The following is a 23,502-nucleotide window of genomic DNA, read 5'->3' on the forward strand; positions in this document are numbered from 1 at the left end:
GAGCGCTTCCATCGTTCGCTCAAGGCCGAGACCCTGCAGGGACCACCCTTCGAAGATCTCGCCGAGGCCCAGGACGCATTCGACCAGTGGCGCCACGTCTACAACGCCCAGCGTCCCCACGATGCGCTTACCGGCGGCGTGCCGCTCGATCGCTATCAGGTCTCGCCGCGTCAGTATCGCGAAACGGTCGAGCCGTTCGAATACGCCAAGGACGATCTCATCTGCCGTGTCGAGCAGCAAGGCTTCGTCTCGATCCTCGGTCGCAAAACCCACGTGTGCAAAGCCTTCGCGGGAAAGTCCGTCGCCTTCAGGCCTACCGCCACAGACGACGTCTTCGACGCATGGTTCAGACATCAGAAAATAGAAACAATCGACCTCAACACTCTGGCTCGATAGCATGCAAAACTGTTCGCGATGTCCTCGCACACCTGTTCGCGATGTCTCCGGTCCAAACACCCACAAGGGGGAGGGACGCTGCCGCGCGCTACCCGTTCTTTGGCGTCGAAACGTCGGCGGTTTATTTGGATCAACGCCTACCAAATCTCCCTCCCCCTTGTGGGGAGGGATTAAGGGTGGGGGTAAGTGCCGCGCAAACGCTTCAGGGTTTGTCGGCTGCTTCGGCTAGACGCTTGACGGGTCTAGCGCCGGCTGCCCCTTGCGGCGGGCGACGATCGCTTTGAAATCGGCGGTCCGGAACGCATCGCGCAACACGTCGAAGGACGGCAGCACGAAATAGGCGCGCTGGAACTTGTCGATCTCGTAGCCGGTGCGCATCACCGTTTCGAGGTCGAAGGGCACGTGGTGCGCATCCGGGCTCGCGACGGCGAACTGCAATTCGGTGAAGGACGACATCAGCCCGGCGCCGAAAGCTTTCAGCGGCTGGCCCTTCTCCTGCATCAGCCCGTATTCGGCGGTGTACCAGTAGAGCCGGGTGATCATCTCGTCGCCCCCCAGCGCAATCACGCTCTCGGCCTTCTCGCCATACATCTGCATGAAATCGGCAAACACCGGCTGCGTCAGGATCGGCACATGGCCGAAGAAGTCGTGGAACATGTCCGGCTCGACGATGTAGTCGAGCTCTTCCTTGGTGCGCAGCCAGTTGGTCACCGGAAAGCGCCGGTTGGCGAGATGGTCGAAGAAGGGTGCCGCCGGAATGAGGCCGGGCACTGCAACAATTTCCCAGCCGGTCAGCTTGCGCAATTTCTCGCTGACCGCGCCGAAATCCGGGATCCGGTCGAGCAGGCCAAGCGCGGCGACGCCATCGAGATAGGAGTGATGCGCCAGCTTTTGGGTCAGCTTGGTCTGGCGGTCGCACAGCGTGCGCCACACCGACTGTTCCTCGGCGCTGTAGTCGTAGCCTTGCGCCACGGTGAAATCGGAACGGCACACCGAATAGTCGCCACGCAGGCCCTGCGCCGCGCAATCACGGGCATATTCGGCAACGCTCATCGTCGTCATGGTTCTTCTCCCCTGATCATGTGACTTCGAATCTGTTCGCCAAATCTAGCGGCAGCCGGCGAGGCAATTCAGCTTTGATGATAGCTTGGAGGTGGGATTTGAGGTAAAAGTCACCACACAAAAGCTGAAGGAGAGTGAAAATGCCTCAGTTTGACGATTTCGAGATCAAGATGCTCGACATCCTGCAACGCGACGGGCGCAAGCCCGTGTCAGAGCTCGCGCAGGAGATCGGCCTGTCGACGACGCCGTGCGCCCGCCGCTTCGAGGCGCTGCAGGAGGCCGGCATCATCAAGGGGTTTGCCGCCGTGCTCAGCCGCCGCGCCGTCGGCCTGATGGTAGAAGTGTTCATCGAAGTGCGGCTGGTCAGCCACAGCGACGGTTCGCCCGAAACCTTCATTGCCGCCGTGCAGCGCATGGACGAAGTGTCGTCCTGCTGGACGATGACCGGCGACCACGATTTCCTGCTGCATGTCATGGTGCCCTCGGTCGACGAGCTCAACGCCTTCGTCATGCACCGGCTGATGCGGCTTGCCGGCGTGCGCGATGTCCACACCCAACTGGTGCTGCAGAACATCAAAGGTCCAGGCCACGTGCCGCTCGCCCATCTCAGGCGCTGAGCGCGGGCGTCGCCATTTCTGCCGAAAAGCTGCACGCAAACTGCTGAACGGAGCCCAATTGCCGATCTGAAACGCCGGCTACGCCATGCGGACCGATTTACTGAGGTCCGTCATGAAAATCGTGCTGATCAATCCGCCGCACACGGCAATAGGCAGCCGCGTGCCCGACGACCATCTGCCGCCGCTTGGCCTCTTGGCAATTGGCGGCCCGCTGCTAGACGCCGGCCATGAAGTGCGCCTGGTCGATGCCGAGTTCGGGCCGATGCCGTTGGACACGCTTGTGCGCGACGCCTTGAGCAGCCAGCCCGACTGCATCCTGATAGGCCATTCCGGCTCGACCTCGGCGCATCCCACCGCGCTTGCCATAGCCCGCATGGTCAAGGCGCTGGAGCCCGCGACGCTGCTGATCTATGGCGGGGTGTTTCCGACCTATCACTGGCGCGACATACTGGCGACAGATGTTTTCGACTTCATCGTGCGCGGCGAGGGCGAGGCGACCATCGTTGCCCTGATCGAGGCGCTGGACAAGCGCCGGCCGCTGGCCGACGTCGCCGGCATCGCCTATCGCGATGATCTTGGCCGACCCTTCGCCACACAGCCGGCCGGCACCATCGCCACTCTCGATGAGTATCGTGTCGGCTGGGAGCTGATCGACCATAGCCGCTACAGCTATTGGGGCGGCAAGCGCGCCGTGGTCATGCAGTTTTCGCGCGGTTGTCCGCATTTGTGCAATTATTGCGGCCAGCGCGGTTTCTGGACCCGCTGGCGGCATCGCGATCCCAAGAAATTCGCGCAGGAGATTGCCTGGCTGCATCGCGAGCACGGAGTCGAGCTGATCAACCTCGCCGACGAGAACCCGACCGTGTCCAAGAAAGCATGGCGCGCCTTCCTCGACGCTTTGATCGCCGAAAACGTGCCGGTGCTGATCGTCGGTTCGACCCGCGCCGACGACATCGTGCGCGACGCCGACATTCTGCATCTCTACCGCAAGGCCGGCGTCATCCGCTGGCTGCTCGGCATGGAAAACACCGACGAACAGACGCTTCAATTGATCCGCAAGGGTGGCAGCACCTCATCCGACCGCGAGGCAATAAGACTGCTGCGCCAGCACGGCATATTGTCGATGGCGACCTGGGTGGCTGGCTTCGAGGACGAGACCTTTCGCGATTTGTGGCGCGGCTTCCGCCAGCTGCTTGCCTATGACCCCGATCAGATCCAGGCGCTTTACGTCACCCCGCACCGCTGGACACCGTTCTTCCGCATCGCCAAGGACCGCAAGGTCATCCAGACGGACGCCAGGCTGTGGGACTACAAACATCAGGTGCTGCAGATGACCCGGCTGAAACCGTGGATGCTGTTCTTCTCGGTCAAGCTGATCGAGGTCGCGGTGCAGTCGCGGCCGAAGGCGCTGGCGCGCATTCTTTTCCATCCCGATCCCGAGCAGCGCCATTCGATGCGCTGGTACACGAAAATGGGCCGCCGCGTCTGGTTCCGCGAGGTCTGGGGCTTCTTGGCGTGGGACCGCCGCCTGAAGGACGGCCCGACGCTCGCCGAATTTTGGGGCGCCCCGCAGGATGCTGAAGAGGAATCGATGGTCGTCGTGCGGCCAACGCGCAAGCCGGCCGAAGCGGCCGTCGTGATCTCGCCGGGCGTCTGACCGGCTTGCTGTCATTTTCATAGACATACGCAACGTATGCATATTGACATACGCAGCGTATGTACCCATCTCGAGTATACGGGGCGTATGTAAGCGGTCCGGAGCGCAGGCCGAGCTCGTCGGGAGCCTGCCTTGTCCAGATGGAGTGAACATGAACAAACGTGACGCGATCTTCCCTGCGGGACGGCAGGCTCTCTACGAGATCAACCGCTATTCGGCGGCAATCCGCTCTGGCGATCTCCTGTTCGTCTCCGGCCAGGTCGGCAGCCGCGAGGACGGGTCGCCGGAGCCGGTCTTCGAGAAGCAGGTCCAGCTCGCTTTCGAAAATCTCGCGGCGGTGCTGAAGGCCGCCGGCTGCACATTCGACGACATTGTCGACGTGACCACCTTCCACACCGATCCGGCTGCCCAGTGGGGCGCGATCGATGCCGTCCGGCTGAAGGTGTTCGGGGAGCCGCCCTACACCAACTGGACCGCGGTCGGCGTCAACTGGTTAGCCGGCTTCGATTTCGAAATAAAGGTCATTGCGCGCTTGCCCCAATCCGCCTGATAGACTGGCAGCCTGATCGGCGGGCCGCGGCCAGCAGTCGCTCAGGGCACGATCAGCGTGCCGGCGCCGTGTTCGGTGAACAGTTCCAGCAGCACCGAATGCGGCGTCTTGCCGTTGAGGATGACCACGCCTTCGACGCCGCGTTCGATCGCCTCGATGCAGGTCTCGACCTTGGGGATCATGCCGCCCGACACCGTCCCGTCCTTGATCAGCGCCTTGGCCTCGGCCACCGTCAGTTCGTCGATCAGCTTCTTGTTCTTGTCCAGCACGCCGGGCACGTCGGTCAGGAACAAAAGCCGCGTCGCCTGGCAGGCGCCGGCAATGGCGCCGGCAAACGTGTCGGCATTGATGTTGTAGGTGTGGCCGTCGCGTCCCGGTGCCACCGGCGCCAGCACCGGGATCATCTCCGAGCGAGCCAGAAGGTCGAGCAGCGTGCGGTCGACCTCGACCGGCTCGCCGACGAAGCCGAGATCGAGCACGCGCTCGATGTTGGAATCCGGATCGATCATGGTCTTGCGCGCCTTTTCGGCGAACACCATGTTGCCGTCCTTGCCGCACAGGCCGATCGCCCATTCGCCTTCGGCGTTGATCAGCGCTACGATCTCCTTGTTGATCGAGCCGGCCAGCACCATCTCGACGATCTCGACCGTCTTCTGGTCGGTGACGCGCAGGCCGCCTTCGAACTTGGATTCGATGCCCATCTTGGCCAGCATGGCGCCGATCTGCGGGCCGCCGCCATGGACGACGATCGGGTTGACGCCGGACTGTTTCAGCAGCGCGATGTCGCGGGCAAAAGCCTTGCCGAGCTCGATATCGCCCATGGCATGGCCGCCATACTTCACCACGACGGTCTTGTGCTCGTAGCGCTGCATATAGGGCAGGGCCCGCGAAAGCAGTGCGGCCTGCATTTCGGCGGTGGCGGTGATCTCCGTCATCGGCTTGGTTCCCTGGATGTGGGTAAGGACGGCGGCGTCTTAGCGGGAATTGGCGCAGGCCGCAAACGGCTTTGCTGTCACAATCACGAAATCGCAAAGACGGCGCGATCTAGCCCGGCACTTTCAGCGGCGCCCGCCGCGTCAGCCAGCCCGAAATCTTTTCCATCTGCGCGGCCAGCGACAAAAGCGTCTCCTCGTCGCCGGGGCGGCCGACGGCCTGGATGCCGAGCGGCAGGCCGGCATCGGTGACATGGACAGGCAGCGCGATCGACGGCTGCCCGCTGACGTTCTGGATCGCTGGCCAGTGGGTGAACCACAGGCTCTTGTCCATCAATTGCCCGAGCAGTGGCTTGAGCTTCAGCAGCCGGGTGAGGTGCAGTTTGTCGAGCAGATTTTCGATCAGCTCGTCGGCGCCCTTCGGGTCCATGGCGCCGCAGGCGAGCGGCGGATGGGCAATGATCGGCATCAGCACGGCGTCATAGTGCGCGGTCTCGGTAATCAGCCGGCGCGAGACGGCGTTTAGCCGCTGCAGGCCGGCATAAATCTCGCCGGCCGAGACGATCTCGCCGAAGCGCGCAATGACACGCGTGGAACGCTCGATATCGCCCAGGACCGGGCGGCCGACGCGCAGCGCCTCGCCGCGCATCGTGCCGGCCACCGCCGAGGCGACGGTTTTGGCGAAATCAGCCATGAAATCGCGATCGACATAGGGCAGGTCGATCTCCTCCACCGTGTGGCCGCCTTCGCGCGCCAGCGCCACTGCAATGTCGAGCGCAGCGAGCGTCTCGGCCGATATCGGCAGTCCGAGCGGCGATTTCCGGTAGACGGCGAGCTTGAGCTTGCCTGGATCGCGCGCCGCAGCGGCGGCAAAGGTCCCTTTCGGTGCCGGCGCGGCGTAGGGCGCCAGCAGGTCCGGTCCATGCGTCAGGTCGAGCAGCAGCGCGCAGTCGCGCACCGAGCGGGTGACGGCGTGGTCGACCACCATGCCGTACCAGGCTTCGCTGATCAGCGGCGTTTGCGGCACGCGGCCACGCGAGGGTTTCAGGCCGACCAGCCCGGTGCAGGCCGAGGGCACCCGGATCGAGCCGCCGCCATCCGAGGCATGCGCCGCAGGCACCACGCCGGCCGCCACCAGTGCCGCCGCACCGCCCGACGAACCGCCGCTGGTATGGCCTGTATTCCACGGATTGCGGGTGATGCCGAAGGCGGCCGATTCGGTCATCAGCCGCAGCCCTTGTTCGGGCGAGGTGCTGGTGGCGATAGGGATGAGGCCGGCCGCGAGATAGCGCTCGGTCATCACCGAATTGAAGTCGGCGGTGAAAGCCGGGATGCGGCTGCCGGTGTGCGTCGGCACGCCCTTGATGGCGATGCCGAGATCCTTCACCGCAAACGGCACGCCGGCCAAAGGCAGCTTGCGGTCGATGGACTTCGCCCGTGTCCGCGCCGCATCGTAGAGCGGTTCGGCAATGGCGTTGATGTCGGGGCGGGTGGCCTCGGCGCGCGCGATCGCTGCGGCGACCAGGTCCTGTGGCGAGATTTCGCCCTTGTGCACCAGCTCTGCCAGGCCGGTTGCATCGTTGTCCCACAGCATCCGTTCGGCCGACATTGCTGTTCCCCTTTCCGCGAGAGGCTAACGACAGCCGATTTCCTTGGCAACCGACCGACGATTACTGGCGGTCCAGCCGGGATGACGTTTGCGTGGAGAACAACATTTCTGCCTTTGCAAATAAACCGCAATCGCCTAGCTTGTGCACATGACGCCGCAGGATATCTCAACCCTGATTGTCCGGACCTCAATGAAGGACCGGACTGCGTTCGATCTGCTTTACCGGCAAACCAGCGCGAAACTTTTCGGCGTGTGCCTTCGTGTATTGAAGGATCGCGGAGATGCGGAAGAAGCGCTGCAAGAGGTCTTCGTCAAAGTATGGACGAAGGCGGATCGTTTCGCCGTTTCGGATCTCAGCCCAATCTCCTGGCTGGTGGCCATAGCCCGCAATCATGCGATTGATCGCATCCGGTCGCGGCGCAAGCCTGCTGCCGATATCGATGCCGCGCTCGACGTGGCGGACCCGGGGCCGGGGCCGGAGGCTATGGTTGTTGCGGGCGGTGAATCCGAGCGCATCTACCAGTGCCTCGAAGAGTTGGAACAAGACCGGGCGCAAGCCGTCCGGGGTGCCTATTTGAACGGCGAGAGTTACGCCGAGCTGGCGGACCGTCACAAGGTTCCGCTCAACACGATGCGGACATGGCTGCGACGCAGCCTGTTGAAACTTAGAGAATGTCTGGAAAGATGACCCTGGCAGAAGAAAATGGACCGGAACGTGGAGGCGACGACCTGCTCGCAGCCGAATACGTTCTCGGCGTTCTGGCAGCGGACGAACGCCAGATAGCTTCCGGACGTATCGACGCGGAGACCGGCTTTGCCCGTCTCGTCGATTCCTGGCACGTTCACCTTTCGCCGTTCGACGCCGCCTATGCGGAAGTCGAGCCGCCGGCCACCATCAAGCCGGCTATCGATCGCCGGCTGTTCTCGTCCACCGCAGCGTCGACCACCGCGGCGCCGAGCGGCAGCCTGTGGGCGAGCCTCGCCTTCTGGCGCGGCCTCACCGCGGCGGCTCTCGCAGCGCTGGTGCTCTACACTGCCGTGCCGCTATTCAGGGCTCCGCCGGTTGTTGCGCCGCAGGAGCGCCTGGTCGCCTCGCTGGCTGCAGATGGAAGCGACGTCAAATACCTCGTAGTCTACGACGCCGCGCGCAAGGATGTCGGCCTGTCTCTGGTTTCGGGCGAACGCGCCGCCGGCAAGGACTTCGAGCTGTGGATGATCGAAGGCAAGAATGCGCCGGTCTCGATGGGCGTCATTCCCGCCGGCCAGGTCGCGCATATCCCGGTTACCCCGGCCGTGCAGCAGAAGCTGGCGCAAGGTGCCGTGCTCGCCGTCAGCGTCGAGCCGACGGGCGGTTCGACAACCGGACAGCCGACCGGACCGGTCGTTGCCGCGGGCGACCTGAAGGGCATCTGAAAGATCTCAAGGTCATGGCCTGACTAAGAAGAACAGCGGAAGTATATCTTCCGCTGTTTTCGTTTTGGCTGCGGTGATGAAAATTAAAATTCGACCTCCGCAGAAATTCAATTCGTCGACAAAATAAAGAATAATTTTTGCCGGTGCGAGGAAACTCAAGCAGTTCTATTCCGTATCTCCTCATGTTCCCGAAAGAGGAACCAATAACCCGAGGAGTCCGAACACTATGCGTAAACTCGCCACCCTTTTGCTCGCCGGTACCATTGCCGCCTCCGCCCTCGCCGCCGCTGCCTATGCCGAAAATCCGATGGTTGGCGGCGCCGCCATGTTCGCCAACAAGAACATCGTTGAGAACGCCGTCAATTCGAAGGACCACACGACCCTGGTCGCGGCCGTTAAGGCTGCCGGCCTGGTCGAGACGCTGCAAGGCGCCGGACCGTTCACCGTCTTCGCGCCGACCAATGAGGCCTTCGCCGCCCTTCCGGCCGGCACGGTCGAGATGCTGGTCAAGCCCGAGAACAAGGACAAGCTCACCAAGATCCTGACCTGCCATGTCATCGGTGCCAAGGCGATGGGCGCGGATGTCGCCGCAATGGCCAAGGCCGACGGCGGCGCCCACAAGGTCAAGACGGTCGGCGGCTGCGAGCTGACGCTCAAGGCCGAAGGCGGCAAGGTCACCGTCACCGACGAGAACGGCAATGTCGCCAATGTGACGATCGCCGATGTCGAGCAGTCCAACGGCGTCATCCACGTCATCGACAAGGTTCTGCTGCCGAAGATGTAACAAAGCGCCTGCCGCCGACGAACAGTTGGTCAAGGCTCCTGCAGATTGCGCGGCTCGCGCCCCCGTGGGCCGCGCAAACGACCGAGCGCTCCATCCCGTCCGCAGCAAGTGCGGAGCCGGTGTGGAGCGTTCGTTTGCAGGGCCACCGTCACCGGCTTTTGATTTTCCAGTGGCGGCCAGATCTGGCAAAACGACCTGCAGGAGGATTTCTGTCATGAACCGTCGCGATTTACTTCTCAGCGGCGTCGCCTTTGCGGCGGTTGCCGGCGCTGCGGCAACGCTGCGGATGGGCGGGCCTCAAGCCGCCAAAGCTGCCGAAACTTTCGAGGTCACCAAGACCGACGCCGAGTGGCACGCCATCCTGTCGGACGAAGCCTTCAACGTGCTGCGCAAGGAAGGCACCGAATATCCCGGCACCAGCCCGCTGCTCAATGAGCACCGCAAGGGCATCTTTGCTTGCGCCGGCTGCGACCTGCCGGTCTATTCCTCGGAGACCAAGTTCGATTCCGGCACCGGCTGGCCGAGCTTCTGGCAGGAGATTGCCAACGCCGTCGGCAAGACCGAGGACCGTTCGCTCGGCATGACCCGCACCGAGGTCCACTGCCGCCGCTGCGGCGGCCATCTCGGCCATGTCTTCGACGACGGCCCGGCGCCGACCGGCCTGCGCCACTGCATCAACGGCGTCGCCCTGACCTTCAAGCCAGCCGCAGCCTGAGCGTCCAGCGTCTCTTGGTGATGTCGGGTATTTGGGAGGCGGCGTGACAACCGCCTCTTACCTATGAAATGGGGCCAAAACTCTTAAAATCAAGAATTGGCAGACGGCTTTTTATGCGTAGATTCCGCAGCCCTTAACGAGAGGGCAAGGACCTATGCAACCAACTGAAGAACGCGCTCGCCGAGGCGAGCGCACATCGACCGATCGTGCTGAGGCAGACCGGTCGCAAATTTCTCATCCCGTGGTGATCGTCGGAGGCGGGCCGACCGGACTGATGCTGGCCGGCGAGCTTTCCCTGGCCGGCGTCGATGCCGCTATCGTGGAGCGGCGCGTTGGACAAGAGCTCGACGGGCTGCGCTCCGGCGGCCTGCACGCACGAACCATCGAGATCTTCGACCAGCGCGGCATTGCCGACCGGTTTCTGGCGCAAGGGCGGACTGCCCAGGTCGCGGGCTTTGCCGGCGTTTCGCTTGATATCAGCGACTTTCCCACCCGCCACAATTACGGGCTCGCTTTGTGGCAGAAGCATATCGAGCGCATCCTTACCGACTGGGTCGAGGAGCTTGGCGTCACGATCTACCGTCGCTGCGAGGTCACGGCTTTCGTGCAGGATGAGAGCGGCGTCGATGTCGCGCTCAGCGATGGCCGCTCGCTTCGCGCCGATTACCTCGTCGGTTGCGACGGCGGCAGAAGCCTCGTGCGCAAGGCATCGGGCATCGAGTTCCCGGGTTCGGATCCGACGACCAGCAACCTGATTGGCGAGGTCGAGGTAGCAGAGGAGCCGAATTGGGGCATCCACCGCGATGCAACAGGCATTCATGGTCTCAGCAAACTGGACGACGGGACCGTGCGGGTGATGGTGACCGAGCGCGAGGTCGGGGCTGTCGCGCCGCCCACGTTGCGCGATCTGAGCTACGCGCTCATTGCCGTCTTCGGCACCGATTATGGCGTCCACAATCCGGCATCGCTGTCCCGCTTCACCGATATGGTCCGGCAGGCAGCGTCATACCGCAAGGGACGGGTGCTGCTGGCGGGCGACGCTGCCCACGTGCATCCGCCGGACGGCGGACAGGGCATGCAGCTTGGCGTGCAGGACGCTGTCAATCTGGGCTGGAAGCTCGCCCAGGTGGTCAGGAAAACAGCGCCGGAAAGCCTGCTCGATACCTACCAGGCCGAGCGCCACCCGGTTGCCGCGCGCGTGTTGAAAAACACCATGGCGGCGGTCGTGCTGCGCCGTGAAGACGAGCGCATAAAGGCGCTGCGAGACATGGTGTCCGGGCTCCTTGCCATGGAGGAGCCGCGCAAGTGCTTTGCCGGCATGATGTCCGGTCTGGACATCCACTACGACCTTGGCGAGGGGCATCCGCTGCTGGGGCGTCGCATGCCGGATCTCGACCTCGTCACCGCTGATGGCCCACAGCGGGTCTTTGCGCTGCTGCACGGTGCGCGGCCGCTGCTGCTCAACTTTGGAAAACCTGGCGCTTTCGACATCGGCCCATGGGCGGATCGGGTTCGCTCGGTCGACGCTCGATATGATGGTGCATGGGAGCTGCCGGTGCTGGGTGCGGTCGAAGCTCCCGGCGCCGTACTGGTTCGGCCCGACGGTTATGTGGCCTGGGTCGGTGGTCCGCCATCGGAAAGGCTGACCGACGCGCTGACCAGATGGTTCGGGCCGCCTGCGGCGTCGTGAAATCTCGGTAGCGGTCGATGCTTAAGCGTGACCCCGGAAATCGGGGGTTGATTTCCGGGGTCACACATGAGGGCGCCAAGCGGGGGAACCGGCGCGCTCAATGGCCTCCGCCGCCACCGCCCGCAGGCGGCGCCGGCTTGGAGATGACCATGGTGAAAACAGCCATGATCGCGAACAGGGCGGTCAGCATGGTGAACACGTCCATGAACGACAGCAGCGACGCCTGCTGCTGGACCATGCCCGACAGTTTGGAGATCGCCGCCTTGCTGGCGTCGAGCCCGGGCGTCTGCTGGAAGTCGAGCGTCATGTTCTGCAGCTTCTGCTGGGCCGCGGCACTGCCCCATTCGACATGCTCGGCCAGCCTTGCGTAGTGGAAGGCGCTGCGATCGATCAGCACGGTGTTGATGACGGCCAGGCCGACGGCGCCGCCGAGGTTGCGGGTCAGGTTGAACAGGCCCGACGCGTTCTTCAGCCGATCCGGCGGCAAGGTGCCGAGCGCGATGTTGTTGATCGGCACCATGCACAGCATCATCGAACAGCCGCGCAGGATCTGCGGGATGAGCAGTTCATAGAAATCCCAGTCGGCCGTCAGATGCGTCATCCACCAGGTGCCGGCGGCAAAGCCGAGCAGCCCGATCATCATCATGACGCGCAAATCCATCTTGCTCGACAGGATGCCGGAAATAGGCGCGGTGACGAACATCGCCAGGCCGCTGACGAACAGCGCTTCGCCGATCATCAAGGAATCGTAGCCGCGGATGCGCCCGAGGAACACCGGATAGAGATAGGTCAGGCCGTAGAGGCCGATGCCGATGACGAAGGAGAACAGCGAGCCGAAGGCGAAATTGATGTTGGTGAAGGCTGTGAGATCGACGATCGGCTCCTCGGCGGTGAAGGCGCGCCAGAAGAACAGCACCGCGCCGACAACCATGATGATGGCGCAGATGAAGACGGCCTGTTCCTGCAGCCAGTCATGGTTCGGACCTTCCTCGAGCACATACTCCATACAGCCGAGGAAAGCCGCCATGCCGGCAAGGCCCCACCAGTCGAACTTGCTGAACAGGCCGAGATTGGGCTTGTCGAAGTCGATCAGCGTCCAGGTCGTGGCCGTCACCAGAATGCCGGGGATAACATTGATCAGGAACAGCCAGTGCCACGACAGGGCATGGCTGATATAGCCGCCGACAGTCGGGCCGATGGTCGGCGCGAGCGTCGCCACCAGGCCGATCATCGGCGACACCATGGCGCGGCGCGACGGCGGGAAGATGGTGAAGGCAGCGGCGAAGACGCTCGGGATCATGCCGCCGCCGATAAAGCCCTGGATGGCGCGGTAGACGATCATCTGGTCGATGTTGGTGGCGGTCGCGGCCAGCGCGCTCGCCGCCGTGAAGCCGGCCGCCGCACCCGCAAACAGCACCCGCGTCGACAGCATCCGGCTGAGGAAGCCCGACAGCGGGATCATCACCACTTCGGCGATCAGATAGGCGGTCTGCACCCACGGGATTTCGTCGGAACTGGCGCTCAAGCCTGCCTGGATCTCGGCCAGCGAGGCCGAGACGATCTGGATGTCGAGGATCGCCATGAACATGCCGAACACCATCGCCAGGAAGGCGATGAGGCGGCGCGTCGAGATGGTCGTCGGCACCGCCGGCATGGCAGGCGCCGGCGCCGCTCCTGCTGTTAGGGTTGCGGTTGCCATGGCGTTATCCCCTTGCGCCCGCTCAGTTCGTCGCGGCCGGAGCCGTGCGGCTGTCGACGGCGACGACGACGCTCAAGCCCGCGCGCAGCCTGCCTGCCTTCAAAACATCGGCCGGCACTTCGATGCGAACCGGCACGCGCTGCACCACCTTGGTGAAATTGCCGGTGGCGTTTTCCGGCGGCAGCAGCGAGAACACCGCGCCCGAAGCCGGCGCCAGCGATGACACCGTGCCTTCGAAGTCATGGCCGTCCGTGGCGTCGACCGAGACCCGCACCTTCTCGCCGGCCACCAGCTTGGCCAGCTGCGTCTCCTTGAAGTTGGCAACGATGTAGAGCTTGTCCATCGGCACCACGACGGCGAGCTTCTGGCCGGGACTGACGAGGTCGCCCTGCTCGACCGAGCGGTTGCCGACGACGCCGTCATAAGGCGCCTTGAGCACGGTGAAGGACAGATCGCGCGCGGCCTTGTCGCGGCTCAGCTGCAGCGAGGCCAGCGTGCTGGCGGATTCGGCGCGCTGCGCCTCGAACACGCCGATATTGGCCTGTGCGGCGGCGATCTGCGCATCGGCGCCGACAAGCGCTGCATTGGCCTGGTCGAGGGCGGTCTGGGCGTCGTCGAGCTGTGCCTGCGTGCCGACACGCGTCTTGACCAATTGCGCGGCGCGCTGCTGGGCACGCACCGCGTTGTCGGCGGCTGCCTGGTCGGCGACCTTCTGCGCCTGCGCCTGTTGCAGCGAAGCCTGCGCCGCCTTGGTCTGCGCGTCGATGCGATCGAGCGTCTTGGCCAGCGTGGCGATCTGCGCCTCGGCCTGGGCGACGGCAATCTTGTAGTCGCCGGCGTCGATGGTCACCAGCGGGTCGCCGGCCTTGACCTGCTGGTTCTCTGCGACGTTGACCTGGTCGACATAGCCGGAAATCTTCGGCGACACGAATGACATGTCGGCCTGGACATAGGCGTCGTCGGTCGAGATCAGGAACCGGCCGTCGGTCCAGTAGTTATAGCCATACCAGGCGCCGGCGCTGAGCAGCGCGAGCCCGATAATCGGCAGCATCAGCGAACGCGCCGACCGCTTCTTCTTGGCCGGCGCCTCGGCCGGAACCTCAGTAGTGGGCCTCGGAAGCGCTTCCGGCGCTTCGATCGCCGGCGAGACCTTGGCGGTGGGGAAGGGCCGGACTTCGGCGGTCGTGGTTGGGGTGTTCGAGGACATGATATCTCGCTACTGTCGCTATATAAGGAAATCGTGTTATACTGAACCGTTCGGTTCGATCTGGACGTTGACATAGCGTTAAAGTGGGCCCATATCAAGGGCAATCGAACCGCTCGGTTCGAATTATTTTGCGAGGTGTGACTTTTATGGCCGACACGTTAGCCGATGCCGAAAATGATCTGTGCGATGTGCTGGACAGCGCGCGTCGCGGCCGCCCGGCTGCGGGCCAGGATCCGGTCAAGCGGAGCCAGATCATCGAGGGTGCGCGGCGTGTGTTCATCGACAAGGGCTTCGAAGCGGCGTCGATGAACGACATCACCCGCGAGGCCGGCGTTTCGAAGGGCACGATCTATGTCTACTTCGCCAACAAGGAAGAGCTGTTCGAGGCGCTGATCGAGGAAGAGCGCGGCACCATCTTCAAGAATATGTATGACGTGCTCGACCGCACTGACGATTTGCGCCAGACAATGGTGAAGTTCGGCAAGGTGCTGTCGGTGAAGATCACCTCGGCCAAGGTGATCCAGGCGCAACGCACGGTAATCGGCGCTTCCGACAGGATACCCGACATGGGTGCGCGTTTTTACGAACGCGGTCCCAAACGCGGCCACGACAAGATGGTCGAGTTCCTCAATGCCGCCATCGACCGTGGCCTGCTCAAGGTCGACGACGTCGATCTTGCCGCCTATCAGTTCACCGAACTGTGCCTGGCCGGACTGTTTCGCCAGTGCATCTTCGCCTACCGCACCAAGGCGCCGAGCCAGGACGAGATCGACCACATCGTTCGGTCGGGCGTCAGCCTGTTCCTGAAGTTTTACGGCACCGAAAAGCTTGCCGAGGAAGAAAGCCACCAGTTGATCGCGCTGGAGGCGAAGGCCAAGGCAACGGCCTAACCGACCTCTCAGCCGCCATTGGCGGCCAGCACGATCGCCGCGCGCAGTTCGTCGAGACCCTCGCCCTTTTCCGACGATGTGGCGAGCACGAACGGAAACGCCGCCGGCCGCTTCTTGATCTTGGCAAGCGTCTCTTCGATCAGCCGCGGCACGCCCGCCGCCTTGATCTTGTCGGTCTTGGTCAGCACGATCTGGTAGGAAACCGCCGCCTTGTCGAGCAGCGACAGCACCTCATCGTCCTTGGCCTTGATGCCATGGCGGGCATCGATCAGCACATAGACCCGCTTCAGCGTCACGCGGCCCTTGAGATAGTCGAAGACCAGCTTGGTCCAGTCGTCGACCTTTTCCTTCGGCGCGCTGGCATAGCCGTAGCCCGGCATGTCGACCAGAGCCATTGGCGGCAGGTCGGTGCCTTCGCCGGAAAACCCGCCCGGCACGAAATAGTTGAGTTCCTGCGTGCGCCCGGGCGTGTTGGAGGTGCGCGCCAGCCCGTTATGGCCGACCAGCGCATTGATCAGCGATGACTTGCCGACATTCGAACGCCCCGCGAAAGCGATTTCCGGTGGTCCCTCCGGCGGCAGGAATTTCATCGCCGGCACGCCGCGGATGAAGATCCACCCTTTGGTGAACAGCTCGACGCCGATAACCGTATTGCCCAACGCGTTCAAACCGCTGCCTCCAGCCTGGAAATATCGGCGCCCCGGATGGCGTTGAGGTTACGGCCGATCTTGTCCACCGGCCAATTCCACCACGCCACGGAAAGCAGTCGCCGCACCGTCCTGTCGTCGAAGCGCATCTTCACCACCTTTGCCGCGTTGCCGGCGACGATCGCATAGGCCGGCACGTCATGTGTCACCACCGATTTCGCCGCCACGATGGCGCCATGGCCGATCGACACGCCGGGCATGATCACCGCATCCATGCCGATCCATACATCATTGCCGACCATCGTGTCGCCGCGCACTTCCTGCGACCACGTTTTCGGATCGAAGCCCTGTTCCCAGCCATGGCCGAAAATGTTGAACGGATAGGTCGAGAAGCCGGACATCGCATGGTTGGCGCCGTTCATGATGAAACGCGCGCCCTCGGCGATGGCGCAGAACTTGCCGATAATGAGCTTGTCGCCGATGAAGGGGTAGTGATGCAGCACGCACCGCTCGGCGAATTTGTCCGGCCCGTCCGGATCGTCATAATAGGTGAAGTCGCCGATCTCGATGTTGGGTGCGGTGACCAGCGGCTTCAGGAAGCCGACCCGGCTGTGCATCGGGATCGGGTGCTTGATGTCTGGGTTGGGTCCGTCCATGGCGAGGTCCGTCGAAGAGTGGCAGCCGGGCGCAGGCGCAATCCGCGTGCGCCGTTCAAAATAGCGTGATCCGCCCTATAGCACCAATCGCCCGATGAGCGAGTCTTGACTGGCTTCGACGGTCACTTGGTGCCGCGGCAAATCACGATCGGATCGGACATCGAGCGGTCGAAACCGGCACCCTGATAGACTTGGACGTTCGCGGCCCCGGGCGGCAACAGGAAGCTGCCTTCGACGATCTTCTGGTCGCCGGTCGCCATGTGCAAAGCCCAGCTGAAGCTGCAGAATTGCGGCGGCGCCTTGGGTTCGACATGGCTGCAGTTCAATTGCGCCCCGCCCAGCATCGCGGCCCCGCCGCAGCTGACAGCCTCCTTGGCGGCGGCCGGAAATGCGCATGCCGAAAGCACAGCCACAGCTGCGATCCGAAGCCAATTCATCGTCATTTCCAAACCGACGGGTGCCGGTCCTCCTGTTGCGCCAGCGCAATGGGACATTTGCTCCAGGCGGCCTAAGCCATCTTGCGCAGGAGGTCCAGCAGGATTATGTGCATGATGATAATAAGCATGCTCACAAAAAGTTGCTAGCCGACTCCGATATCCCCCAATGTCCCCCTCACCCACCATCAGCTTCGTGCTGCACGATGTCGCGCGCCTGCCTCGCAAGCGGTTTGAGCAGCGTTCGCGCGCATCCTCTGTGACCCGCATCAAACCCAATCTGTTCGAGGCTCGGCTCAAGCCGGCCGTCGACCGGGAGAAAACCCATGGCTGAATCGACATCACCCAAAAAACCGGCGGAAGACACCGCGGATCGGCCGCGCGAGGTCATCCGGCTGGACAGCGAGCGCGAACAGCGGCGCGCCGGCACCGTTATCGATGATGGCGAGCTGGAGACGCCGGTTGCGCTCGAGCCGGCAGCACTCGAGGCACCAACCAGGGAGCCGCAGCCGCAGCTGGCCCCGGTCATTGCCGCGCCGCCGGCGCCGGTCAAGCCTAAGCGCAGCCTGACGCGTCCGGTCCTGTTTGCCCTGCTGCCGATCGCGCTGATCGTCGGCGGCTACTATTACGTCATCGGCGGCCAGGTCATGTCCACCGACAATGCCTACATCCAGGCGCAGTCGCTCGGCGTCTCCACCGATGTCTCCGGCACGGTTGATGAGATCGACGTGCATAAGAACCAGGCGGTGAAGAAGGGCGACGTGCTCTTTCGCCTGCGACCGGCCTCGTTCGAGACAGCACTTGCCGCCGCCCAGGCGCAACTCGGCACCGTGCGCAACCAGGTGCTGACCTTGCAGGCAAGCTACCAGCAGTCGCTGTCGCAGATCGACCAGGCGCAGGCCGACATCCCCTATTACGAGGCCGCGTTCCAGCGTCAGCAGGATCTGCTCAAGACCTCGACCGCCTCCAAGGCGAGTTTCGACAGCGCCCAGCACGACCTCGTCGCCGCCCGCCAGAAAGTGTCGGTCGCCAAGGCGACGGCGCAGGCGACGCTCGCCCAGCTTGGCGGCGACGCCAACCAGCCGGTGGAGAAGAACCCTTTCTACCTGCAGGCGCAGTCCGCCGTCGACGACGCCGAGCGCAACCTCGCCGATGCAACCGTCAAGGCGCCGTTCGACGGCATCGTCACCAATGTCGATGCGCTGCAGGTCGGCAAGTATCTGCCGGCATCGCAGCCGGCCTTCAGCTTGATTTCGGCGACCGATCTGTGGATCGAGGCCGAGCCGAAGGAAACCGAACTGACCTATGTCAGGCCGGGGCAGACGGCGACGATCAGCGTCGACACCTATCCGGGCGCTGTCTGGCACGGCACAGTCGCCTCGATAAGCCCAGCTTCGTCGTCGAGCTTCTCGCTGCTGCCGGCGCAAAACACCACCGGCAACTGGGTCAAGGTCGTGCAGCGCATCCCGATGCGGGTGACGGTAGACGATCTCGCCGGCAAGCCACCGCTGCGCGGCGGCATGAGCGTCGTCGTCGACGTCGACACCGGCCATGCGCGCGGCCTGCCCGATTTCGTCACCAACCTCATCAACCGGTTCGAGCAGAAGTCATGACCAGCACTGCTGCGACAGGTGCCACGCCGGTGGTCGCCAATCGCGGCGCCATCACCGCTTGCGTGATCCTGGCCGTCATCATGCAGGCGCTGGACACCACCATCGCCAATGTCGCGCTGCCCTACATACAGGGCAGCGTCTCGGCCAGCGCCGACCAGATCAACTGGGTGCTGACCTCCTACATCGTCGCCGCCGCGGTGATGACGCCGCCTTCCGGCTATCTCGCCAACCGCTTCGGCCGCAAGCGCATCCTGTTGACCTCGATCACCGGTTTCGTCGTCGCCTCCGTGCTGTGCGGCTTTGCCCAATCGCTGCCGCAGATCGTCGGCTTCCGGCTGCTGCAAGGCCTGTTCGGCGCCGCCCTTGTGCCGCTGTCGCAAAGCATCCTGCTCGACATCTACAGTGTCGAGGAGCGCGGCTCGGCGATGGCGCTGTTCGGCGTTTCGGTCATGGTCGGCCCGGTGCTCGGCCCCGTCATCGGCGGCTGGCTGACAGAGAATGTCAGCTGGCGCTGGGTGTTCTACATCAACGTGCCGATCGGCTTGCTGGCCTTTGCCGGCGTGTCGATGTTCGTCATGGAGAGCAAGACTGACCTCAAGGCGCGGCTCGACTGGCTGGGCTTCGGCGCACTCAGCATCACCATTGCGGCGCTGCAGATGTTCCTCGACCGTGGCGAGCAGCTCAACTGGTTCTCCTCCTCCGAGATCATCGTCGAGGCGCTGATCTGCGCTTCGGCTTTCTACATCTTCCTTGTCCACACCTTCACCGCCCGCAACAGCTTCGTGAACCCGCGGCTGTTCCTCGACCGCAACTTTGCCGTCGGCATGGTCTTCATCTTCATCATCGGCATCACCTATCTCGCCTCGCTGGCGCTGATGACGCCCTATCTGCAGACGCTGATGGGCTATCCCGTTGTGACGGCCGGCATCGTCATGGGCCCGCGCGGCCTCGGCACCATGGCCTGCATGTTCCTGGTCGGCAGGCTGGTCGGCAAGGTCGACACCCGCTGGCTGCTGTTCACCGGTCTCGCTGTCACCGCCTGGGCGATGTACGACATGACCGGCTGGACCCCCGACGTCTCGCAGTGGACGATCATCAGCACCGGCTTCATCCAGGGCGCGGGCCTCGGCTTCCTGTTCGTGCCGCTGACCACCATCACCTTCGCCACGCTGGCGCCGGAGCGCCGCGCCGAGGGCACCGGGCTCTACAATCTGTCGCGCAACATCGGCTCCAGCGTCGGCATCTCGGTCGTCACCGCGCTGTTGACGCAGAACGTGCAGATCAACCACGCCAACATCGCCACCTATGTCACGCCCTACAACCAGGCGTTCAGCAATCCGGCGATCGCGCAAGCGATGAATCCTTACACCGCCGCCGGCCGCGCCGCGCTCGACGGCGTCGTCACGCTGCAGGCAACGATCATCAGCTATGTCGACGACTTCAAGCTGATGATGATCCTGTCGCTCGTTGCCATCCCGCTGGTGCTCTTGCTGCGCAAGCCGGCAACACCGGCCAAGGTCGACCACAGCTCCGTCGTGGAGTGAAAAACAAACCGGGGCCCTGCGAAGGACAAGCAGGGCCCCGGTCGTGTCGAAGACGGCTTCCGCAACACATGGCGGGATGGCAAGCCGGGAAAAGCCGTAGCGACTTGCCGTGATCCCTTCGCCGGAAGCCGTTACTTCGGCAACAGCACCTTGTTGACGACGTGGATGACGCCGTTCGACTGGTTGACGTCGGCGATCGTCACCTTGGCGGCGCCGCCGGACTCGTCGACGATGTAGAGCGAGCCGCCCTTGACCTCGGCGGTCAGCGTGTCGCCGGAAACGGTCTTCATTTCATACTTGCCGCCCATCGCCTTGGCCTTGGCCATCATATCCCTGGCCGAAATCTTGCCGGCAACGACATGCGCGGTCAGGATCTTGGTCAGCTTGTCCTTGTTCTCCGGCTTCACCAGCGTGGCGACGGTGCCGGCCGGCAGCTTCTTGAAGGCGGAATCGGTCGGCGCGAAGACCGTGAACGGACCGGCGCTCTGCAACGTGTCGACAAGACCGGCTGCCTTGACGGCTGCCACCAGCGTCTTGTGGATCGGCGAGTTGACGGCGTTCTGGACGATGTTCTTCGTGGTCGACATTGCGGCGCCGCCGACGGCGGGATTGGCGAATGTGTAGACGGTCGTGGCGGTGAGACCGGAAGCCGCGAGGACGGCCGAGATGCAGAGAGCTTTGAGGATGGACTGTGCCATTGGGGAAACCCTTCCATTGCGACAATTGTTGATTCGATTGTCGGGGAGAGTTACGCGGTGGCCGAGGGAAAGTTTCGAAAACGATCGTAAAAAATATAATAATAACAAATACTTACAGGATAGGTTGGCTACCCGGCACCAATGCCCCCGCGACCTAAGTCACGAGGGTGCGGCTCCAGCGAAGCAATTTTCGAATGAAGGGTGATCCGTCCTGAACGTCCCAGGGGATACAGGATGAGACACGCCCTTCACGTGCTTCAAGTTTCGCCCTTCACGGGAACGTGATGCACGTGTCGCCCAATAAAAAAGCCCCGGTCTGACCGGGGCTTTTTTTGACTTTATAGGCGCGCCGGCTACTCGGCCGGCGATGGTTTCTTTCGAAACAGCGCCGCCAGATTGTCCCACAATTCGATCTTGGCGCCCTGGCGCTTCATGATCACGCCCTGCTGCAGGATCGACAGCGTGTTGTTCCAGGCCCAGTAGATGACCAGACCGGCCGGGAAACTGCCCATCATGAAGGTGAAGATCACCGGCATCCAGGTGAAGATCTGCGCCTGCGTCGGATCCGGCGGCGTCGGGTTCATGCGCATCTGGAGGAACATGGTGATGCCCATGACCACCGCCCAGGCGCCCATATGCGGCAGGAATGCCGGCGGCGCAAAAGGCAGCAGGCCGAACAGGTTGAAGATCGAGGTCGGATCGGGCGCGGCCAGATCCTGGATCCAGCCGAAGAACGGCGCGTGCCGCATCTCGATGGTGATGTAGAGCACCTTGTAGAGCGAGAAGAACACCGGGATCTGCAGCGCCACCGGCCAGCAGCCGGCGAGCGGATTGATCTTCTCGGTCTTGTACAGCTCCATCATCGCCTGTTGCTGCTTCATCTTGTCGTCCGCGTATTTCTCGCGGATCTCGAGCATCTTGGGCTGCACCTTCTTCATGTTCGCCATCGACGCGTAGGATTTGTTGGCGAGCGGGAAGAAGATGGTTTTGACGACGACGGTGGTCGCAAGAATGGCCAGGCCGAAATTGCCGAAGAATTTGTAGAGCGTGTCGATCAGGTAGAACATCGGTTTGGTGATCCAGATGAACCATCCCCAATCGATCAGCCGGTCGAACAGCCTGATCTGGCGGTCCTGGGCGTAGGCATTGATCTTGTTGACTTCCTTGGCGCCGGCAAAGATCTCGGTCTCCACCGTCGCCGACTGGCCGGCGGCAATGGTGATCGGGTCGGTGAGGAAGTCCGACTGGTAGCGCGGGCGGCCATTGTCGTAATAGGCATAGTGCGGCTGGAACGGCTGCTTCTCGGTCGGCACCAGGGTGACCGCCCAGTACTTGTCGGTGATGCCAAGCCAGCCATCGGTCGACTTGCTCGGCGTGTAGAGCTTGTTCTTCTCGATGTCGGCGTATTTGTGCTCCTGCAGGCCTTCCGTGCCGGTGACGCCGATCAGGCCTTCATGCAGCACATAGGAACTGGCAACGGCCGGCTTGTCGAAGCGGATGACGCGGCCGTAATTCGACAGCGTGACAGGAGCCGAGCCCGAATTCTGAACCGCGTCGGAAACGGTGAACATGTAGTCGTTGTCGACCGAAATGGTGCGCTTGAAGGTCAGGCCCTTGTCGTTGGTGAAGGTCAGCGTCACCGGCGTCGCCGGCGTCAGCGTCGCATTGCCGTCGACGCTCCAGACGGTCTCCGGACCCGGCACCGCGCCGGTCGTGTCGCTGCCGACAAAGCCGATCTCGGCATAATAGCCGGTGGGCAGCGCCTGCGGGTTGAGCAACTGGATCTGCGGCGAGGTCTTGTCGACCGTCTCGGTGTAGTGCTTGAGCTTGAGGTCGTCGAGGCGGCCGCCGGTCAGGTTGATCGTGCCCGACAGGCTCGGCGTGTCGATCTTGACGCGGGCGGTCTTGGCCACTTCCTGCGCGCGGCCTTCCGGCGTCGTGACGTAGGTGCCGGGTGCGTTCGGGATGGCGCCTGGCGCTGCGGGCGCCGTCGTGCCGCCGGGATTAGCGGCCTCGGCCGCCTTCTTCTGCTCCGCCGCCCGTTGCTCTTCGATGCGCGTGGCTTCGGCTTGCCGCTCGCTGCGCGGCAGCACGTAGAAATATTGCCACAGCCCAAGGATCAGCACCGACAAGACGATGGTGATGTAGAAGTTCCGGTTGTTTTCCATCGAAAGCCCTTGGCCTATCGTGTTCCGCTGAGACGGCGGGAGAGCTCGGCCTTCAACTGGCCGAACGGAATGGTAAGCACGTCTTCACGCCCGACGATGACATAGTCATTGCCGGGCGCCATGTCACTTGCGGCATGGGTGCGCACGGCTTCTTTCAGCCGCCGCCGGATCCGGTTGCGGACAACCGCATTGCCGACTTTCTTGGTGACGGTGAAGCCGACGCGCGGCGACAGACCGTCATTGCGGTCGAGAACTTCAACGAGAAAAAGCCGCCCGCGCCGCTTTTCACCGCGGCGGACGGCCAGAAATTCCGCACGTTTCAGAAGCCGCTTGGGGTTTGGTCCCACTGGCTTGCCGGTTGCGGGCAACGATCTCGTCTTCCGTTCAGGCGCTGAGCCGCTTGCGGCCGCGGTTGCGGCGAGCTGCGACGACGCCGCGACCACCCTTGGTGGCCATGCGAGCACGGAAACCGTGCCGGCGCTTGCGGACGAGTTTGGACGGTTGGTAGGTACGCTTCATTT

The 23,502-nt window shown here is 63.3% G+C and carries 24 protein-coding genes and 1 pseudogene; 13 read left to right on the top strand and 12 right to left on the bottom strand.

The window, feature by feature from the left end; genetic code table 11:
- A partial coding sequence (locus AC1DYJ_RS26820) for an integrase core domain-containing protein (RefSeq protein WP_477426308.1) occupies window positions 1-396 on the top strand: 396 nt, incomplete at its 5' end.
- Window positions 397-621: 225 nt separating this feature from the next.
- Here the strand turns inward: AC1DYJ_RS26820 and phhA are convergent.
- Window positions 622-1,458: a phenylalanine 4-monooxygenase gene (gene phhA, locus AC1DYJ_RS26825; RefSeq protein ID WP_477282658.1), complete on the bottom strand. Its 837-nt coding sequence runs from the start codon at window positions 1,456-1,458 to the stop codon at window positions 622-624.
- A 140-nt stretch (window positions 1,459-1,598) separates the two neighbouring features.
- On the opposite strand from phhA, the gene AC1DYJ_RS26830 reads away from it, so the two are divergent.
- From AC1DYJ_RS26830 to AC1DYJ_RS26840, 3 genes are all read left to right on the top strand, one after another.
- Complete coding sequence (locus AC1DYJ_RS26830) at window positions 1,599-2,075, top strand: Lrp/AsnC family transcriptional regulator (RefSeq protein ID WP_477232210.1); 477 nt, start codon at window positions 1,599-1,601, stop codon at window positions 2,073-2,075.
- Between the two features lie 112 nt (window positions 2,076-2,187).
- The gene (gene bchE, locus AC1DYJ_RS26835) at window positions 2,188-3,732 is read left to right on the top strand and encodes a magnesium-protoporphyrin IX monomethyl ester anaerobic oxidative cyclase (RefSeq protein ID WP_477282660.1); all 1,545 of its coding nucleotides are present in this window, start codon (window positions 2,188-2,190) and stop codon (window positions 3,730-3,732) included.
- A gap of 151 nt (window positions 3,733-3,883) precedes the next feature.
- Entirely contained in the window at window positions 3,884-4,282 is a 399-nt protein-coding gene (locus tag AC1DYJ_RS26840; protein WP_477282662.1) for a RidA family protein, read from the top strand.
- Between the two features lie 41 nt (window positions 4,283-4,323).
- Here AC1DYJ_RS26840 and argB read toward each other — a convergent pair whose 3' ends face one another.
- Window positions 4,324-5,217: an acetylglutamate kinase gene (gene argB, locus AC1DYJ_RS26845; RefSeq protein WP_112559011.1), complete on the bottom strand. Its 894-nt coding sequence runs from the start codon at window positions 5,215-5,217 to the stop codon at window positions 4,324-4,326.
- A gap of 109 nt (window positions 5,218-5,326) precedes the next feature.
- Window positions 5,327-6,823 carry an amidase gene (locus AC1DYJ_RS26850; RefSeq protein WP_477282664.1) on the bottom strand — a complete coding sequence of 499 codons (1,497 nt, stop codon included), beginning with the start codon at window positions 6,821-6,823 and terminating at the stop codon, window positions 5,327-5,329.
- Window positions 6,824-6,971: 148 nt separating this feature from the next.
- Between AC1DYJ_RS26850 and AC1DYJ_RS26855 the strand changes: the two genes are divergently transcribed.
- The 5 genes from AC1DYJ_RS26855 (at window position 6,972) to AC1DYJ_RS26875 (ending at window position 11,425) form a co-directional block, all read left to right on the top strand.
- The gene (locus tag AC1DYJ_RS26855) at window positions 6,972-7,511 is read left to right on the top strand and encodes a sigma-70 family RNA polymerase sigma factor (protein WP_477282666.1); all 540 of its coding nucleotides are present in this window, start codon (window positions 6,972-6,974) and stop codon (window positions 7,509-7,511) included.
- Window positions 7,508-8,236, top strand: coding sequence for an anti-sigma factor (locus tag AC1DYJ_RS26860; RefSeq protein WP_477282668.1), 729 nt, complete (start codon window positions 7,508-7,510; stop codon window positions 8,234-8,236). The genes AC1DYJ_RS26855 and AC1DYJ_RS26860 overlap by 4 nt, the downstream gene beginning before the upstream one ends.
- A 226-nt stretch (window positions 8,237-8,462) precedes the next feature.
- The gene (locus AC1DYJ_RS26865) at window positions 8,463-9,020 is read left to right on the top strand and encodes a fasciclin domain-containing protein (RefSeq protein WP_477282670.1); all 558 of its coding nucleotides are present in this window, start codon (window positions 8,463-8,465) and stop codon (window positions 9,018-9,020) included.
- A gap of 214 nt (window positions 9,021-9,234) precedes the next feature.
- Window positions 9,235-9,735 carry a peptide-methionine (R)-S-oxide reductase MsrB gene (msrB, locus tag AC1DYJ_RS26870; protein WP_477282672.1) on the top strand — a complete coding sequence of 167 codons (501 nt, stop codon included), beginning with the start codon at window positions 9,235-9,237 and terminating at the stop codon, window positions 9,733-9,735.
- A 154-nt stretch (window positions 9,736-9,889) separates the two neighbouring features.
- Entirely contained in the window at window positions 9,890-11,425 is a 1,536-nt protein-coding gene (locus AC1DYJ_RS26875) for an FAD-dependent monooxygenase (RefSeq protein WP_477282674.1), read from the top strand.
- A 97-nt stretch (window positions 11,426-11,522) separates the two neighbouring features.
- On the opposite strand, the gene AC1DYJ_RS26880 is transcribed toward AC1DYJ_RS26875, so the two are convergent.
- The gene (locus AC1DYJ_RS26880; RefSeq protein ID WP_477282676.1) at window positions 11,523-13,124 is read right to left on the bottom strand and encodes a DHA2 family efflux MFS transporter permease subunit; all 1,602 of its coding nucleotides are present in this window, start codon (window positions 13,122-13,124) and stop codon (window positions 11,523-11,525) included.
- Window positions 13,125-13,146: 22 nt separating this feature from the next.
- Window positions 13,147-14,331 (bottom strand): HlyD family secretion protein, encoded by a 1,185-nt coding sequence (locus tag AC1DYJ_RS26885; RefSeq protein WP_477282678.1) that lies wholly within the window; start codon window positions 14,329-14,331, stop codon window positions 13,147-13,149.
- 146 nt (window positions 14,332-14,477) lie between these two features.
- On the opposite strand from AC1DYJ_RS26885, the gene AC1DYJ_RS26890 reads away from it, so the two are divergent.
- A complete protein-coding gene (locus AC1DYJ_RS26890; protein ID WP_477282680.1) occupies window positions 14,478-15,221 on the top strand; it encodes a TetR/AcrR family transcriptional regulator in 744 nt (247 codons plus the stop codon).
- Between the two features lie 8 nt (window positions 15,222-15,229).
- On the opposite strand, the gene yihA is transcribed toward AC1DYJ_RS26890, so the two are convergent.
- From yihA to AC1DYJ_RS26905, 3 genes are all read right to left on the bottom strand, one after another.
- A complete protein-coding gene (gene yihA / locus AC1DYJ_RS26895) occupies window positions 15,230-15,889 on the bottom strand; it encodes a ribosome biogenesis GTP-binding protein YihA/YsxC (protein WP_477282682.1) in 660 nt (219 codons plus the stop codon).
- Complete coding sequence (locus AC1DYJ_RS26900) at window positions 15,886-16,524, bottom strand: CatB-related O-acetyltransferase (RefSeq protein ID WP_477282684.1); 639 nt, start codon at window positions 16,522-16,524, stop codon at window positions 15,886-15,888. Before AC1DYJ_RS26900 ends, yihA begins: the two co-directional genes overlap by 4 nt.
- Before the next feature lie 122 nt (window positions 16,525-16,646).
- The gene (locus AC1DYJ_RS26905; protein ID WP_477283310.1) at window positions 16,647-16,967 is read right to left on the bottom strand and encodes a hypothetical protein; all 321 of its coding nucleotides are present in this window, start codon (window positions 16,965-16,967) and stop codon (window positions 16,647-16,649) included.
- Window positions 16,968-17,127: 160 nt separating this feature from the next.
- Here AC1DYJ_RS26905 and AC1DYJ_RS26910 point away from each other — a divergent pair.
- From AC1DYJ_RS26910 to AC1DYJ_RS26920, 3 genes and pseudogenes are all read left to right on the top strand, one after another.
- Window positions 17,128-17,226: pseudogene (locus AC1DYJ_RS26910) on the top strand (MarR family winged helix-turn-helix transcriptional regulator); the annotation flags it as partial.
- A 58-nt stretch (window positions 17,227-17,284) separates the two neighbouring features.
- On the top strand, window positions 17,285-18,571 hold the full coding sequence (locus AC1DYJ_RS26915; RefSeq protein WP_477282686.1) for an HlyD family secretion protein: 1,287 nt from the start codon (window positions 17,285-17,287) through the stop codon (window positions 18,569-18,571).
- Window positions 18,568-20,115 (top strand): DHA2 family efflux MFS transporter permease subunit, encoded by a 1,548-nt coding sequence (locus AC1DYJ_RS26920; protein WP_477282688.1) that lies wholly within the window; start codon window positions 18,568-18,570, stop codon window positions 20,113-20,115. The genes AC1DYJ_RS26915 and AC1DYJ_RS26920 overlap by 4 nt, the downstream gene beginning before the upstream one ends.
- A 131-nt stretch (window positions 20,116-20,246) precedes the next feature.
- Here the strand turns inward: AC1DYJ_RS26920 and AC1DYJ_RS26925 are convergent, their stop codons facing one another.
- The 4 genes from AC1DYJ_RS26925 to rpmH form a co-directional block, all read right to left on the bottom strand.
- Window positions 20,247-20,813, bottom strand: coding sequence for a fasciclin domain-containing protein (locus AC1DYJ_RS26925; RefSeq protein WP_477282690.1), 567 nt, complete (start codon window positions 20,811-20,813; stop codon window positions 20,247-20,249).
- A 353-nt stretch (window positions 20,814-21,166) separates the two neighbouring features.
- Entirely contained in the window at window positions 21,167-22,981 is a 1,815-nt protein-coding gene (gene yidC / locus AC1DYJ_RS26930) for a membrane protein insertase YidC (RefSeq protein ID WP_477282692.1), read from the bottom strand.
- A 14-nt stretch (window positions 22,982-22,995) separates the two neighbouring features.
- Window positions 22,996-23,349 carry a ribonuclease P protein component gene (rnpA, locus tag AC1DYJ_RS26935; RefSeq protein WP_112559842.1) on the bottom strand — a complete coding sequence of 118 codons (354 nt, stop codon included), beginning with the start codon at window positions 23,347-23,349 and terminating at the stop codon, window positions 22,996-22,998.
- Window positions 23,350-23,365: 16 nt separating this feature from the next.
- The gene (gene rpmH, locus AC1DYJ_RS26940; RefSeq protein WP_008833937.1) at window positions 23,366-23,500 is read right to left on the bottom strand and encodes a 50S ribosomal protein L34; all 135 of its coding nucleotides are present in this window, start codon (window positions 23,498-23,500) and stop codon (window positions 23,366-23,368) included.
- Between the last annotated feature and the right edge of the window lie 2 nt (window positions 23,501-23,502).

This window comes from Mesorhizobium sp. P2_B11 (genome assembly GCF_056404855.1).

What these genes read in the sequence shown, in the direction of transcription:
- AC1DYJ_RS26850 (WP_477282664.1), bottom strand. Translation starts at nt 6,823, where the DNA reads ATGTCGGCCGAACGGATGCTGTGGGACAACGATGCAACCGGCCTGGCA.
- AC1DYJ_RS26860 (WP_477282668.1), top strand. Translation starts at nt 7,508, where the DNA reads ATGACCCTGGCAGAAGAAAATGGACCGGAACGTGGAGGCGACGACCTG.
- AC1DYJ_RS26865 (WP_477282670.1), top strand. Translation starts at nt 8,463, where the DNA reads ATGCGTAAACTCGCCACCCTTTTGCTCGCCGGTACCATTGCCGCCTCC.
- argB (WP_112559011.1), bottom strand. Translation starts at nt 5,217, where the DNA reads ATGACGGAGATCACCGCCACCGCCGAAATGCAGGCCGCACTGCTTTCG.
- AC1DYJ_RS26925 (WP_477282690.1), bottom strand. Translation starts at nt 20,813, where the DNA reads ATGGCACAGTCCATCCTCAAAGCTCTCTGCATCTCGGCCGTCCTCGCG.
- AC1DYJ_RS26830 (WP_477232210.1), top strand. Translation starts at nt 1,599, where the DNA reads ATGCCTCAGTTTGACGATTTCGAGATCAAGATGCTCGACATCCTGCAA.
- AC1DYJ_RS26905 (WP_477283310.1), bottom strand. Translation starts at nt 16,967, where the DNA reads ATGACGATGAATTGGCTTCGGATCGCAGCTGTGGCTGTGCTTTCGGCA.
- AC1DYJ_RS26885 (WP_477282678.1), bottom strand. Translation starts at nt 14,331, where the DNA reads ATGTCCTCGAACACCCCAACCACGACCGCCGAAGTCCGGCCCTTCCCC.
- bchE (WP_477282660.1), top strand. Translation starts at nt 2,188, where the DNA reads ATGAAAATCGTGCTGATCAATCCGCCGCACACGGCAATAGGCAGCCGC.
- AC1DYJ_RS26855 (WP_477282666.1), top strand. Translation starts at nt 6,972, where the DNA reads ATGACGCCGCAGGATATCTCAACCCTGATTGTCCGGACCTCAATGAAG.
- msrB (WP_477282672.1), top strand. Translation starts at nt 9,235, where the DNA reads ATGAACCGTCGCGATTTACTTCTCAGCGGCGTCGCCTTTGCGGCGGTT.
- AC1DYJ_RS26840 (WP_477282662.1), top strand. Translation starts at nt 3,884, where the DNA reads ATGAACAAACGTGACGCGATCTTCCCTGCGGGACGGCAGGCTCTCTAC.
- yidC (WP_477282692.1), bottom strand. Translation starts at nt 22,981, where the DNA reads ATGGAAAACAACCGGAACTTCTACATCACCATCGTCTTGTCGGTGCTG.
- AC1DYJ_RS26900 (WP_477282684.1), bottom strand. Translation starts at nt 16,524, where the DNA reads ATGGACGGACCCAACCCAGACATCAAGCACCCGATCCCGATGCACAGC.
- AC1DYJ_RS26875 (WP_477282674.1), top strand. Translation starts at nt 9,890, where the DNA reads ATGCAACCAACTGAAGAACGCGCTCGCCGAGGCGAGCGCACATCGACC.
- AC1DYJ_RS26880 (WP_477282676.1), bottom strand. Translation starts at nt 13,124, where the DNA reads ATGGCAACCGCAACCCTAACAGCAGGAGCGGCGCCGGCGCCTGCCATG.
- rpmH (WP_008833937.1), bottom strand. Translation starts at nt 23,500, where the DNA reads ATGAAGCGTACCTACCAACCGTCCAAACTCGTCCGCAAGCGCCGGCAC.
- AC1DYJ_RS26890 (WP_477282680.1), top strand. Translation starts at nt 14,478, where the DNA reads ATGGCCGACACGTTAGCCGATGCCGAAAATGATCTGTGCGATGTGCTG.
- phhA (WP_477282658.1), bottom strand. Translation starts at nt 1,458, where the DNA reads ATGACGACGATGAGCGTTGCCGAATATGCCCGTGATTGCGCGGCGCAG.
- AC1DYJ_RS26920 (WP_477282688.1), top strand. Translation starts at nt 18,568, where the DNA reads ATGACCAGCACTGCTGCGACAGGTGCCACGCCGGTGGTCGCCAATCGC.
- AC1DYJ_RS26915 (WP_477282686.1), top strand. Translation starts at nt 17,285, where the DNA reads ATGGCTGAATCGACATCACCCAAAAAACCGGCGGAAGACACCGCGGAT.